At 71.9% G+C, this 13,375-nt stretch carries 12 protein-coding genes and 1 pseudogene; 5 read left to right on the top strand and 8 right to left on the bottom strand.

Annotated elements, in window-relative coordinates; all coding sequences use genetic code 11:
* Positions 1-17 precede the first annotated feature (17 nt).
* Positions 18-446 carry an ester cyclase gene (locus ACLJOK_RS28890; protein ID WP_410821750.1) on the bottom strand — a complete coding sequence of 143 codons (429 nt, stop codon included), beginning with the start codon at positions 444-446 and terminating at the stop codon, positions 18-20.
* An 81-nt stretch (positions 447-527) separates the two neighbouring features.
* Between ACLJOK_RS28890 and ACLJOK_RS28885 the strand changes: the two genes are divergently transcribed.
* A complete protein-coding gene (locus tag ACLJOK_RS28885; protein WP_410821749.1) occupies positions 528-1,547 on the top strand; it encodes a glutathione S-transferase family protein in 1,020 nt (339 codons plus the stop codon).
* Between the two features lie 181 nt (positions 1,548-1,728).
* Here the strand turns inward: ACLJOK_RS28885 and ACLJOK_RS28880 are convergent, their stop codons facing one another.
* Both ACLJOK_RS28880 and ACLJOK_RS28875 read right to left on the bottom strand, forming a co-directional pair.
* Entirely contained in the window at positions 1,729-2,691 is a 963-nt protein-coding gene (locus ACLJOK_RS28880) for a complex I subunit 1/NuoH family protein (RefSeq protein WP_410821748.1), read from the bottom strand.
* A gap of 341 nt (positions 2,692-3,032) precedes the next feature.
* Positions 3,033-3,629 (bottom strand): annotated as a pseudogene (locus ACLJOK_RS28875) (NADH-quinone oxidoreductase subunit C); the annotation flags it as partial.
* Positions 3,630-3,734: 105 nt separating this feature from the next.
* Between ACLJOK_RS28875 and ACLJOK_RS28870 the strand changes: the two are divergent.
* Complete coding sequence (locus tag ACLJOK_RS28870; protein ID WP_410821747.1) at positions 3,735-4,781, top strand: glucose 1-dehydrogenase; 1,047 nt, start codon at positions 3,735-3,737, stop codon at positions 4,779-4,781.
* A 16-nt stretch (positions 4,782-4,797) separates the two neighbouring features.
* Here ACLJOK_RS28870 and ACLJOK_RS28865 read toward each other — a convergent pair whose 3' ends face one another.
* The 4 genes from ACLJOK_RS28865 to ACLJOK_RS28850 form a co-directional block, all read right to left on the bottom strand.
* Complete coding sequence (locus ACLJOK_RS28865) at positions 4,798-6,114, bottom strand: DUF2252 domain-containing protein (RefSeq protein WP_410821746.1); 1,317 nt, start codon at positions 6,112-6,114, stop codon at positions 4,798-4,800.
* 105 nt (positions 6,115-6,219) lie between these two features.
* Positions 6,220-6,801 carry an NADH-quinone oxidoreductase subunit B gene (locus ACLJOK_RS28860; protein WP_091402527.1) on the bottom strand — a complete coding sequence of 194 codons (582 nt, stop codon included), beginning with the start codon at positions 6,799-6,801 and terminating at the stop codon, positions 6,220-6,222.
* A gap of 130 nt (positions 6,802-6,931) precedes the next feature.
* Entirely contained in the window at positions 6,932-8,425 is a 1,494-nt protein-coding gene (locus ACLJOK_RS28855) for a pyridoxal phosphate-dependent decarboxylase family protein (protein WP_410821745.1), read from the bottom strand.
* Positions 8,422-9,837 carry an MFS transporter gene (locus tag ACLJOK_RS28850; RefSeq protein WP_410821744.1) on the bottom strand — a complete coding sequence of 472 codons (1,416 nt, stop codon included), beginning with the start codon at positions 9,835-9,837 and terminating at the stop codon, positions 8,422-8,424. Before ACLJOK_RS28850 ends, ACLJOK_RS28855 begins: the two co-directional genes overlap by 4 nt.
* Before the next feature lie 174 nt (positions 9,838-10,011).
* On the opposite strand from ACLJOK_RS28850, the gene ACLJOK_RS28845 reads away from it, so the two are divergent.
* Positions 10,012-10,575: a SigE family RNA polymerase sigma factor gene (locus ACLJOK_RS28845; RefSeq protein ID WP_410822211.1), complete on the top strand. Its 564-nt coding sequence runs from the start codon at positions 10,012-10,014 to the stop codon at positions 10,573-10,575.
* Complete coding sequence (locus ACLJOK_RS28840; RefSeq protein ID WP_410821743.1) at positions 10,568-11,779, top strand: hypothetical protein; 1,212 nt, start codon at positions 10,568-10,570, stop codon at positions 11,777-11,779. Before ACLJOK_RS28845 ends, ACLJOK_RS28840 begins: the two co-directional genes overlap by 8 nt.
* 81 nt (positions 11,780-11,860) lie before the next feature.
* Here the strand turns inward: ACLJOK_RS28840 and ACLJOK_RS28835 are convergent, their stop codons facing one another.
* Complete coding sequence (locus ACLJOK_RS28835; protein ID WP_354946494.1) at positions 11,861-12,175, bottom strand: MGMT family protein; 315 nt, start codon at positions 12,173-12,175, stop codon at positions 11,861-11,863.
* Positions 12,176-12,188: 13 nt separating this feature from the next.
* On the opposite strand from ACLJOK_RS28835, the gene proB reads away from it, so the two are divergent.
* Positions 12,189-13,346 carry a glutamate 5-kinase gene (proB, locus tag ACLJOK_RS28830; RefSeq protein ID WP_410821742.1) on the top strand — a complete coding sequence of 386 codons (1,158 nt, stop codon included), beginning with the start codon at positions 12,189-12,191 and terminating at the stop codon, positions 13,344-13,346.
* Positions 13,347-13,375 lie beyond the last annotated feature (29 nt).

Here is a 13,375-nt window from a genome sequence, read left to right as displayed (position 1 = left end):
CCTGTGGATCAGCCGGATCACGCCCCGGGTCCGCTGACGACGGCCGGTGGGAGCATCTCGACGCCGAGTTGTTGCAGCAACTGGAACAGTTCGTTGCAGCTCCACACCTCGACGATCCGGCCCGCCGCGTCGAAGCGCAGGAACGTCGCCCCCGAGTAGCTGACCACCTGCCCGGTCGGCGGCACCGGCCCGAACTGCCCGGCGTGGGTGCCGGCGGCCCGCCAGTGCACGGCCACCCGCTCGCCGGCCGCCACCACGTCGACAATCTTGTAGCGGAGGTCCGGGAAGGCCGCCCGACGCTCGCGGTGCCAGGCCAACACCGCCTCCGGCCCGGTGCCGCCCAGCCCCGGGCACTCCTCGGCGACCAGCTCGTACGCCGACTCCTCCCGGCGGGCATTCCACACATCGGCGATGAACCGCCGGGCTGCCGCCTCCACGTCCGTCATGCCGGCAGGGTATCCGGGACCACTGTGCGCCGTAGATCCGCGAGGATGGGGTAGAGACACTGACCAGACCGGGAGGGCGACGTGGGCGAGGAAAAAGGCGGCAAGTACGTCGAGCCGGGCGGCGAGTTCACCCGCGACCAGCGGTACATCGCCACCCGGATCACCGAGGACGGGCGCAACGGCTATCCGGTCGAGCCGGGCCGGTACCGGCTGGCGGTCAGCCGGGCCTGCCCGTGGGCCAACCGACTGATCATCGTTCGGCGGTTGCTCGGTCTGGAGGACGCCATCTCGATGGCGGTGGCCGGCCCGACCCACGACGCCCGGAGCTGGACCTTCGATCTCGACCCGGACGGCCGGGACCCGGTGCTCGGCATCGAGCGCATCCAGGAGGCGTACTTCAAGCGTTTCCCCGGCTACGAGCGCGGCATCACAGTGCCGGCGATCGTGGACGTGCCGACCGGGCAGGTGGTGACCAACGACTACGCGCAGATGAGCCTGGACCTGTCCACGCAGTGGAGGGCGTATCACCGCGAGGGCGCCCCGCAGCTCTACCCCGAGCACCTGCGGGAGCAGATAGACGAGGTCAACGCCGTGGTGTTCCGGGACGTCAACAACGGCGTCTACCGGTGCGGGTTCGCGGGCAACCAGGAGGCGTACGACAAGGCGTACCACCAGCTCTTCGACCGGCTGGACTGGCTCACCGAGCGGTTGACCGACCAGCGCTACCTGGTTGGCGACACCATCACCGAGGCCGACGTGCGGCTGTTCACCACGCTGGTCCGCTTCGATCCGGTCTACCACGGCCACTTCAAGTGCAACAGGCAGAAGCTGAGCGAGATGCCGGTGCTGTGGGCGTACGCCCGGGACCTGTTCCAGACTCCGGGCTTCGGCGACACCATCGACTTCGACCACATCAAGCGGCACTACTACGAGGTGCACCGCGACATCAACCCGACCGGGATCGTGCCGCTCGGCCCCGACCTGTCCAACTGGCTCCTCCCGCATGGCCGGGAAGCGCTGGGTGGCCGCCCCTTCGGCGACGGCACCCCGCCCCCACCCCCCGCCGAGCTGGTAGACCCCGCACACACCCCGCTGCGCTGACCCGCCCGCCCTCGCCCAGCCCCGCCTGCTCCGCGTCGATCATGGAGTTGTGGTGGGTGACAAACGGCGCTGTCCGCTAGTTTTCGGGCACCATAACTCCATGATCGGCGCAGTGCGGGGCGGTCGCGGGGCGGGGCGGTCGCGGGGCGGGGCGGTCGCGGGGCGGGGCGGTCGCGGGGGGCTACAGGGCTATGCGGACGGCTGCGGTTAGGACCAGTTGGGCTAGGGCGGCGGGGACGAGGACCAGCCAGCAGAGGCGTTGTAGCTGGTCCTCGCGTAGCCGGGGGTAGGACACCCGGAGCCAGATGATCACGAAGGACACCGCGAAGATCTTGAGCAGCGTCCAGAGCCAGCCCAGTTGGTCGTCGGCGAACGGGCCCTGCCAACCACCCAGGAACAGCACAGTGGTCAGCGCGGCGATCACCACGATGCCGACGTACTCGGCGAGCAGGAAGAACGCGAACCGCAGACCGGTGTACTCGGTCATGTAGCCGAAGACCAGCTCCGAGTCGGCCACCGGCATGTCGAACGGCGGCCGGCGAATCTCGGCCAGCCCGGCGACGAAGAAAATGATCATCGCGGGTGCCTGCCAGAGCAACCACCACGGCTGCCACGCCTCGACGATGCCCGACAGGCTGAGCGTGCCGGCCGCCATCGCCACCGACGCGGCGGCCAGCACCAGCGGCAGCTCGTAACCGAGCAACTGGGCCGCCCCGCGCAACCCGCCCAGCAGGCTGTACTTGTTGGCCGACGCCCACGCCGACATCAGCACCGCCACCACCCCGACGCCGACCACGGCCAGCACGAAGAAGAGGCCGATGTCCAACGGCTGCCCGACCAGGTCGTTCGGACCGAGCGGAATGACCAGCAACACCAGCAGGTAGGGCACCAGGGCCACCGCCGGCGCCAAACGGAACACCGCCCGGTCCGCCTCGCGCGGCGTGATGTCCTCCTTCTGCACGAACTTGACCCCGTCGGCCACCAGCTGCGCCCAGCCGTGGAAGCCGCCCGCGTACATCGGGCCGAGCCGGCCCTGCATGTGCGCCATCACCTTGTGCTCGGCCTGGCCGACGAGCAACGGCAGGGTGAGGAACGCGACCAGCACGCCGCCGATCCGGAGCACCAACTCCACCCAGAGCGGCATCAGGCCGTACCCCCGTCGTGGTCGCCCCGGCCAGCGCGGCCCGGCGGGTCCGCGCTCGGCTCGCCACCCGATGCGGCCGGGCCCTCGCCAGGCGTGTCCGATGCGGCCGCGTCGGGCGCGGTCTGGTCGGCAGGGCCAACGCCGGGCACGGTCTCAGCAGCCGGGCCGGCGTCGGGCTGGTCAGGTGCGGCCGCGCCGGGCACGGTCTCGGCGACTGGGGCCGGGCCGTCGGCGGCGCCGGCCGGCCGGGGAGTACGCGCCGGACGGGCCCCCGGGGCGGGCCGCGCCGGACGCTCACGGGCCGGTCTGGCCGGGGTGCCGCCACGCGGGCCCTCCCCCACCCCACCGGCGCCGGCCGGGGTGGGCGTGGAACCCCACTCACCCGGAGCGGGAACGCCCGGCGGGCGGATCGGTCGACGCCCGCCGCCGGCCTCGGACTCGCCCGGCTCCTTCGCGCCCGGCCAGGGCTTCGCCACCCGCGAAGCCAGCACGAACTCCTTGCGCAGCGGGTGGCCCTCGAACTCCGGAGGCAGCAGCAGCGGCAGCAACTCTCCATGCCCGGCGAAGTCGATGCCGAACATCTCGTGCGTCTCCCGCTCGTGCCAGGCGGCACCGGGGTAGACGTCGACCACCGAGGCGACAGTGGGTGTGCCGCGCGGCAACCGGGTACGGAGCAGCAGGCCGTGCCGTAGTCGCGTCGACCAGAGATGCGCCACCACGTCGAAGCCCTCGGTCAACTCGTCGACGGCGGACAGCCAGTCGAAGAAGTCGCAGGCCAGGTCGGCGTCGTCACGGGCGGCGGAAACCGCTGGCAGCCAACTCGCGGGCGGCACATCGACTGTGGCCCGGGCGAACCGTTGCCCGCCGGAGACCGACGGGGTCGCCTCAACCGGCGCGAGCAGCGCGACCAGTCGAGCGCCGACCTCTTCGGGAGTCATGCCGCTGATCCTAGTGCCGGCCGGGCCCGCGCCTGGCCGCCGCCGATGCCCAGCGATCTGCCGGCTTTGGACGCGGCGCACGCCTCGACGGGGAAAGATGAGGGTGTGCGCGCTGTGACGGTGAGACCTGGGGTAGCCAACTCGCTGAGCCTCGTCGAGGATCAGCCCGAGCCGGCTGCCGAGGAGGGCTCTGTCCTGGTCGAGGCGCTGGCGGTGGGGATCTGCGGCACCGACCACGAGATCATCGCCGGGGAGTACGGCGAGGCCCCCCCGGGTGCCGACCGACTGGTCATCGGGCACGAGTCACTGGGCCGGGTGATCGAGGATTCCAGCGGCACCCTGCAACCCGGTGACCTGGTGGCCGGGATCGTCCGGTACCCCGACCCGGTGCCCTGCTCGAACTGCGCGGTCGGCGAGTGGGACATGTGCCGCAACGGGCAGTACACCGAACACGGCATCAAGGGCCTGGCCGGGTTCGCCCGGGATCGCTGGCGGGTCGAGCCGCAATTCGCGGTCGGGCTCGACCCGGCGCTGGCCCAGGTGGGCGTGCTGTTGGAGCCGACAAGTGTGGTGGCGAAGGCCTGGGACCACATCGAGCGGATCGGGCACCGGGCCGAATGGCAGCCGCAGACCGTCCTGGTGACCGGGGCCGGACCGATCGGGTTGCTGGCCGCGTTGCTCGGCACCCAGCGCGGGCTCACCGTCCACGTGCTGGACCGGAACACCGAGGGACCGAAGCCGGAGCTGGTCGCCGGTCTCGGCGCCACCTACCACACGGTGCCGGTCAACGACCTGCCCTTCGAGCCGGACGTGGTGATCGAGTGCACCGGCGCTCCCACTGTCGTCCTCGACGTGATGTGCAAGGCGGCGCCGACCGGGATCGTCTGCCTGGCCGGGGTGTCCAGCGGTGGCCGGAGCATCGACTTCGACGCCGGGGCACTCAACCGGGCGCTGGTGCTGGAGAACAACGTGGTGTTCGGCTCGGTGAACGCCAACCGGCGGCACTGGAACATGGCAGCGCAGGCACTCGCCCGCGCCGACCAGGTCTGGCTGGAGTCGCTGATCACCCGGCGGGTGCCGGTGAACCGGTACGCCGACGCGTACACCCCCGGGCCGGACGACATCAAGGTGGTGCTGGAGTTCGCATCCTGAGCGACGCCGCGCCCGCTCAGATGCCCGGCAGTCGACCGTTGCGGAACAGATCGACGAAGAGCTGGTGGTCCTGGCGAGCGCGCACCCCGTACGCGTGCGCGAAATCCACCAGGTGGCCGACGAAGCCCGCCTCGTCGGCGTCCACAGCAGCGACGATCGCCTCCTCGGTCGAGTAGTCCACCAGGTCGTGACTGGATTCGTCGTCGGCGACCGAGTGCATCCGGGCCACCGCCCGGCCAAGGTCGACGAGAACGCCGGTCAGTTCCTCCGGCTCGTTCACGTCCGACCAGTCCAGATCGGCGGCGTACGGAGAGACCTCGGCGACCAGCTGACCGGTCCCGTTCAGCTCGGTGAAGCCCAGCCACGGGTCGGCGTGCGCCTGCAACGCCCGCTGCGACTCGGCGGTGCGGTGCCCCTGGTGCTGGAAGTAGCCGCGGACCGACTCGTCGGTGACGTACCGCGCCACGGCCGGCACTTGCGCCTGCTTCATGTAGATGACGACGTCGTTCTCCAGCGCCTGGGTATGCCCCTCCAGCAGCAGGTTGTACGACGGCAGCCCGGCCGAGCCGATGCCCACGCCCTTGCGAAGCACCACGTCCTTGATCCGCGCCGCCACCGGGCGGAGCTGCGTCGAGGCGGTCGGCAGCGTGCCGAGGTAGTCCTGGAAGGCGGCGCTGACCAGGTCCCGCGTGGCGTCGTCGATCTCGAAGACCCCGTCGCCGATGGAGAAGCGTCGCTCGTAGTTGTCGATGGTGGTCTGCGCGGCGAGGAGGTCGACGCGGGTGTTGAGCCGGGCCCGTTGCAGCACCCGGCGCAGCACCCCGTCGGCGTTGTCCAGGGTGATCGAACCGATCGCGTCGTCACCACCGGCGGCGATGGCCCGCAGCTCGGTCAGGTACGACCGGGCGAACCCGGCCACCAGCTCCCCGATGGCAGTGTCGGAGAGCGCCTTGCCGTAGCCGAGCAGCGCCACGCTGGCCGCGAGCCGGCGCAGGTCCCAGGTGAACGGCCCGACGTACGCCTCGTCGAAGTCGTTGACGTTGAACACCAGCTGCCCGGAGGCGTTCATGTAGGTGCCGAAGTTCTCCGCGTGCAGGTCACCGTGGATCCACACCCTGCTGGTCTGCTCGTCGGAGAACCGGTCGTCGGCGAAGTCGCCGAGCTGGTCGGCGTAGAACAGCGCGGCGCTGCCCCGGTAGAAGGCGAACGGCGAAGCCGCCATCTTGCGGAACTTGCGGCGGAAGGCGGCCGGGTCGATCGCCATCGACGCGCCGAACTCCTCGGTGAGCACGTCGACGATGTGGGTGGACCGCTGGTCCGCTGAGCTGCTCATAGTGCGCAGGCTAGTGCGGCGGGTCCACAACCGGGTGGCGAACGGCTCAACCATCGATCATGCTGCGCGGCGGCTGGGCGCGCCGTCGGTGGCGGCCCACCGCCCTCAGCTCGCGGTGGGTGGGCGTACCGGTGGGGCGGTGAGCGAGTCGACCGAGCGTGGCGCGGCGGCTTCGCGGGGCGGGGCGTCCAGCGGCGCGGCCAGCACGTCCCGTTGCGGTACACCGCCGATGCCGGACTGCTCGGCGGCGATCTTCTCTTGCAGGCGCAGGATGCCGTGCAGCAGCGCCTCCGGCCGGGGCGGGCAGCCGGGCACATACACGTCGACCGGGATGAGCTGGTCGACACCCTTTGTCACCGAGTACGAATCCCAGTAGGGGCCGCCGCAGTTGGAACAGGCGCCGAACGAGATGACGTACTTCGGCTCGGGCATCTGGTCGTAGAGCCGCTTGATCGCCGGGGCCATCTTGTCGGTCACCGTGCCGGAGACCACCATCAGGTCGGCCTGGCGGGGGCCGTGGGCGAACGGGATCACGCCGAGTCGGATGAAGTCGTGTCGACCCATGCTGGTGGCGATGAACTCGATGGCACAGCAGGCCAGACCGAAGTTGAAAACCCAGAGCGAGTAGCGGCGCCCCCAGTTCAGCACGAACCGGATCGGCTCACCGAGCACTGCCGGCAGCTGCACGACCGCCTCCCTCCTGCCCCCGTCGGACAGTCAATCACAGCTCCGGCGCGTACCCGTTGGGGCCGGTCACGATCCCCGCCGGCGCACAGAGTCTCGCCACCGGCGGAGTACGTCGCGGCCGGCGTTCCGGTCACCAGGTGGGACGTTGCAGCAGCCCGACGAACTCGACCAGCAGCCGCTCCCGCAGCGCCGGCGGCGCGGCGTCGAGCAGCGTGTTCACCACAGCCATCCGCTTCGGCAGCGGCGCACCATCGGGCTCGCCGCCCATGCCCAGCCCGGCGGCCAGGCCCGCGACCAGCTCCGGGGTCAGCGCGTCCGGGGTCAGCGACGTCGCCAGCGCCGTCAGTTCGGGCGAAAGGGCGACCCGACCGGCCGCCTGAGCTGCGGCCACCGCATCGGTCAGGTCCGGCCCGAACTCGGCGACCCGGGGCGCGACCGCGGCGGTCACAGTGAGGTGCACGCTGGCGGGCAGACCGTCGTACGACAGCTGGGGTTGGGTGTGCCAGCCCCGCGCGGTCAGCTCGTCGACCAGGACGAACAGGTCGGGGCCACCCTCGGTGGCGGTGAAGCAGACGACTGTCGACTCCGGCTCGGCCATCAGCCGCAGCCCGTCGACGGCACGGACCGCGTCGGCCAGCCCGGCTACCGCGTCCCGGGTGATGGCGGCGAGCCGCAGGTAACCGTCGTCGCCGAGGTGCCGCACTGTGGCGTACGCGGCGGCGATCGGGCCGCCCGAGCGGGTGGAAGCGATCACCGGGTTGATCATCGTGTAGCCGGGCCAGTCCGCGTACGCGAAGTACTGCGGGGCGCGCAGCGTGGCGTCGCGGTGCAGCAGCACCGACACCCCCTTCGGCGCGTACGCGTACTTGTGCAGGTCGACCGAGATGGAGGTGACCCCGGGCACAGCGAAGTCGAACGGCGGCACCGGCGCCCCGAGCCGGCGCAGGTACGGCAGGGTCCAGCCGCCGAAGCAGGCGTCCACGTGGCAGCGCACCCCGGCCTCGGCGGCGGCGGCCGCGATCGGCGTGACCGGGTCCACCACCCCGTGCGCGTACGACGGCGCGGAGCAGGCGACCAGCACCGTCTCCGGGCGGATCGCGGCGGCCATCGCGGCCGGGTCGGGACGCAGCGTCTCCGGGGAGACCGGCACGACGTCCAGCGCCACCCGCAGGTAGTGCGCCGCCTTGGCGAATGCCGCGTGCGCGCTCGACGGCACCACGATCCGGGGTGCGGCGATCTCCGGGTGGGCGTCCCGGGCGGTCTTGACGGCGAGGATCAGTGACTCGGTGCCGCCGCTGGTGACGCTGCCGACGACGTCCGGGGCGGTGGTTCCGGGGCCAGCGCCCAGCACCCGGCCGGCGGCGCCGACAAGCGCGTTCTCCATGGCCAGCAGGGACGGGAACGCGGTCGGGTCCAACCCGTTGACGTGCGCGCTCTCCCGGTGGGCGGCGGCGGCCAGCTCGTCCAGCCCCGGCACGGCCGGGTCGTAGACGTACGCGAACAGCCGTCCCCCGTGGGTGGGCGCGTCACTCGCCCGCAGCTCCCGCACCTCTTCAAGAACCCGTTCCGCCGGAACCCCGGTAGCGGAAAGCGCCCCAGCCTCAACCCTGTTCTCGTCGATCATGGAGTTACGGTGCCCTTCTCGTGACGGTCACGGCTTTCGTTTCCCAACACCACTCCATGATCGACCAGGTCGCTGTGGGCGGTGAGGGTGTACTGACGGAGCAGGAAAATCGGAGGGGCGATCAGCAGGGCCGGGATCAGCGTGAAGCCGAGCAGCACGCCCAGCCTCGCCGTGTCGGACTGGGCCGCCGCCGAGCCGGTGTCGGAGGACACGTAGCCGGAGAGCTGAAGCACCAGTCCGTAGATTCCCGGGCCGAGCGCCAGGCCGAAGGTCTCCCCGGCGGTCCACAGCCCGGTGAAGACGCCCGCCTGCCGTCGACCGGTGCGTGCCGTCTCGTGCGCGATGCAGTCCGGCAACATCGCCAGCGCGAAGACCTGCTGCCCGGCGTACCCGACGCCGATCAGCGCGACCACGAGATAGACGGCGACCGGCGGCAGCACCGGCGCGGCGACCAGGGCGAACGCACCGACGGCGAGGATCAGCGAGGCGACCACCAGCGCGGTGCGCTTGCCCAGCCGGGCACCGATCCGGCTCCAGATCGGCATCACCAGCAGCGCCGGCCCGACGAAGCAGACGAAGAGCAGCGTCGGCCCGCTCTCCTCGTCGCGCAGGATCTGCCCCGCGAAGTAGTTGACGCCGGCCAGGATCGTCGCCACACCGGCGGACTGCACCACGAAGCAGATCAGCAGCGCCCGGAACGGGCGGTTGGCACCGGCCACGGCGAGCTGGGCGCGCAGCGTCGGCTCGCTTTCGCCCACAGTGCCGGTCGGCGCGGACCGGGTGCCCAGGAACGCGCCGAGGGCGCCGAGGGCGATCAGCACCGCCACGAACAGGCCCATCCAGCGGTGCCCGGCCACACCGTCACCACCGGCGGTCACCACCAGCGGCGCGACAGCGCCGGAGGCCAGGATGGCGAGCGCCAGCACCGCGATCCGCCAGGTCATCAACCGGGTGCGCTCGGCGTAGTCGCCGGTCAGCTCCGCCGGCATCGCCACGTACGGCACCTGGAAGAAAGCGAACGCGGTGGCGGTGGCGAAGAAGGCGAACGCGACGTACGCCACGGCGGCCGGACCGTTGCCGAAGGGCGCGGCGAAGATCGACGCGAACAGGACGGCGAGCGCGAGCCCGGCGACGAGCAGGTACGGCCGGCGGGCGCCCCACCGCGACCGGGTGCGGTCGGAGATCCGCCCGGCGACCGGGTTGACCAGCACGTCCCAGGCCTTGGGCAGCAACACCAGCAGGGCGGCCAGCCCGGCGGCCACGCCCAGCGTGTCGGTCAGGTACGGCAGCAACAGCAGGCCGGGCACTGTGCCGAACGCCCCGGTCGCCAGTGAACCGAGCGCGTAGCCGGCATGCACCGATCGGGGCAACGGGCCGTTGGCTGACGAGCCGGCGCCCGGCGGCGTTTTCATGGGCCCGAATGTTACTCACGTTATGTCGAAGGCTGACCAACCTGCCGGCCCTGGTGCGCACAGCCGAACAGTCAGGTTGGCGGCAGCGCCGGCCCGCAACCGCAGTCACTGTGTCGGAGTGTTACCGGTGCCCAGGGCAGACCAGCCTGGCGGCGACGGGGAGGGGCAGTGGCAGTGGCAGCAACGATGGGAGCCCGCGCCAATGAGCCACCGGCGACACGGACCGCCGGTGGAGTGGTAGCGGCGACGATCACCTTCGACGACTTTTACCACGCGCATTTCGGCAGCGTGACCGCCCAACTGTGTGCGTACACCGGGGATCTGGGACACGCGCAGGACCTGGCCCAGGAGGCGTTCTACCGAGCGCTGGCCCGCTGGGACCGCCTGGTCCGCTACGACGACCCGGTGGCCTGGGTCCGGCAGGTCGCCTGGAACCTGGCCCGGAGCCGCTGGCGACGCTTGCGTACCGCCCGCAACCACCTGCTGCGGCAGCGACGCGCCGAGGCGGAGGTGGCCGGGCCGACCCCGGACCGGGTGGCGATCGACGCGGCGCTGGCGCAGCTACCCGCCAACCATCGCCGAGCGGTCATCCTGCACTACCTGGCCGACCTGCCCATCAGCCAGATCGCCGCTCAGGAAGGGGTGGCCGAGGGCACCGTGAAGTCCTGGTTGCACCGTGGCCGGACGACCCTGGCCGGACTGCTCGACGAGAACACCGAGGGGGTGTGCGATGTCTGACCTCGACCCGCGACTGCGCGAGCGGTTCACCGCGTACCGCAATGACGTGGTCACCCGGGTCGGCGGCCCCGGCCCCGCCCAGGCCCGACAGCTCCTGCGCCGACGCCGACGGATGACGGTGGCAGCCGTGGCTGCTGCGGCGGTCATCCTGGTGGTGGCCCCGGTCGTCGCCAACGCCGCACTGCGCCACGACCAGAACAGGCCCGTGCCGGCGGAGTCCGTCCAACCCACCGCCCCGCCGACCTCCGCACCGCCGACGCCACCGCCGACCGGATCGCCAACGCCGAGCACCGATGCCCCGGCCGGCCCGGACGGGCGAATCAGTCGGGCCCAACTGCTCGCCGCCCGGATCGACCTGCCGAGCTGGCCGTCGGGCATGTCGGCGGGCGGCTGCGCCACCTCGAACGTGCGGCTGCAGACCGACACGACGAAGACCTACGTGTCGATGCTGACCGACGACGCGTTCGAGCACGGTGACGTCGACGGTGACGGGGCCGCCGAAACCATTGCCATCGTCGCCTGCCGGTACGGCGAGGCGTCGGCCAAGCAGGTGGTGGCGTTCGACCGGGCCCGGGACGGCCGGATCGTGACGATGGGCCGAGTGGTCCGGACCGGTGACGGGTTCGAGGACGTTCTCGGGGTGGAGACCACCCCGGCCGGGTCGGTCGAGGTGCAGGTGGCCGACATCGTGCCGTGCTGCGGCGTCCCCGAGTACCTGCGGCGCGAGCAGGTGCGGACGTACCGGTGGGACGGGCAGCGGTTCAGCCAGACGGACGGCCCCACGGCGTTCGGCAAGGACACCCGGCTCACCGATCTACGGATGACCATGACCTACGAGCTCGTCGACGTTCCGGGGGCGGACAGCCGACGCGAACTCACGACGGTCTTCACCGTCACCAACGCCGGGCCGGTCGACGCGGCCCAGGTCGCGTTCCACTCCATTGAGGGCGGCGAGCGGGCCGGCGGAGACTGGTCCCGGTGCGACCCGAACCCGGCGCCGCAGGCCGATCAACCATCGTGCCTGCTGCCGGGGGTGCCGGTCGGTGAGTCGCGCCGCTACACGTTCGTCCAGTGGGTGCCCGGCCAGCCGGGGCCCGACGCGATCATACGGAGGTTCCTCGTCGTCCACTGCGACGCACAGGACCGCCGGTGGCCCGACCTGAAACGGACCGACAACGAGGTGCGATCCCCGCTGCCCCTCTGAACGACAGCGCGGTGCCTCGTCCCCTGCCGGGGCGGGGCACCGTCGCACGTCCTGCCCGTCACCGGTCCCGCCCGCCGGTGATCACAATCCCTCCTCCGGCGACCAGCCCGCCGCCGCGATGTCCACCCCCTCGCCGCGCAGCGGCACTCCCTCGGCCCGCAGTCGGGCCCGCGCCTCCCGCTCGTGCCCCGGCGGCAGTCGACCACTCGCGGTCACCACCCGGTGCCATGGCACCGAGCCCCCGTGCCGGGCCATGATGTTGCCGACCAACCGGGCCGAGGCACGTCCCGAGCGCTCGGACAGCGCGTCGGCCACCCCGCCGTACGACATGACCCGGCCCTCCGGGATCCGCTCGACCAGGTCGAGCACCGCCTCGACGTACTCGTCAGGAGTCACAATCCGCCACCATATGGGAACGCCGCCGGGCGGTGCGGCCGTGACCACGCAGAATGGTCGGGTGCGCGACGCAGTCACGACGGCCCGGCGGGTCGTCGTCAAGATCGGATCCTCCTCGTTGACCACCGCCACCGGCGGGTTGGCCGACGAGCGCGTCGACACGCTGGTCGACACCCTCGGTCGGCTCACCGCCGAAGGGCGCGAGGTGGTGCTGGTCTCCTCCGGCGCCATCGCCGCCGGGCTCGCCCCACTCGGGCTGTCCCGACGCCCGCGCGACCTGGCCACCCAGCAGGCCGCCGCCAGCGTCGGGCAGGGGCTACTGATCGGCCGGTACGCGGCCAGCTTCGCCCGGCACGGCCGCACCGTCGGGCAGGTGCTGCTCACAGTCGACGACGTGACCCGGCGAGCGCACTACCGCAACGCGTACCGGACGCTGCGCAAGCTGCTCGACCTGCGGGCGGTGCCGATCGTCAACGAGAACGACACGGTGGCCACCCAGGAGATCCGGTTCGGCGACAACGACCGGCTGGCCGCCCTGGTGGCCGCGCTGGTGCACGCCGACCTGCTGGTGCTCCTCTCCGACGTGGACGCGCTCTGGACCGGCGACCCCACCAATCCGCGCTCGACCCGGATCAGCGAGGTGCGCGACGACGCGGACCTCGCCGGCATCACCGTCGGCGGGGCCGGCCGGTCCGGCGTCGGCACCGGCGGCATGGTGACCAAGGTCGAGGCCGCCCGGATCGCCACCGGCTTCGGCATCCCGGTGGTGCTCACCGCCGCCGACCTGGCCACGCCGGCGCTGGCCGGCGAACCGGTCGGCACGCTCTTCCACCCGCAGCGGCAACGCCCGACGGCCCGGCTGTTCTGGCTGGCCCACGCCACCTCGCCCCGGGGACGGTTGCACCTCGACCCGGGCGCGGTCGCCGCCGTCGTCGGGCGACGCAAGTCGCTGCTCCCGGCCGGCATCACCGCCGTGGACGGCACGTTCACTGCCGGCGACCCCGTGGACCTGGTGGACACCGCCGGCGCATCGGTCGCCCGAGGGCTGGTCAACTACGACGCGGTGGAGCTGCCCGGGCTGCTCGGCCGTTCCACGTCCGAACTCGCCGCGGCACTCGGCCCGGCGTACGAACGAGAGGTCGTCCACCGCGACGACCTGGTGCTGCTCTAAGGAGTCAACAATGAGTGAGCGTCAGCGAG

This window comes from Micromonospora sp. 050-3, from assembly GCF_046549335.1.
In the GTDB taxonomy this organism is placed as follows: domain Bacteria; phylum Actinomycetota; class Actinomycetes; order Mycobacteriales; family Micromonosporaceae; genus Micromonospora; species Micromonospora trifolii.
This window is presented reverse-complemented; position numbering and strand designations above follow the sequence as displayed.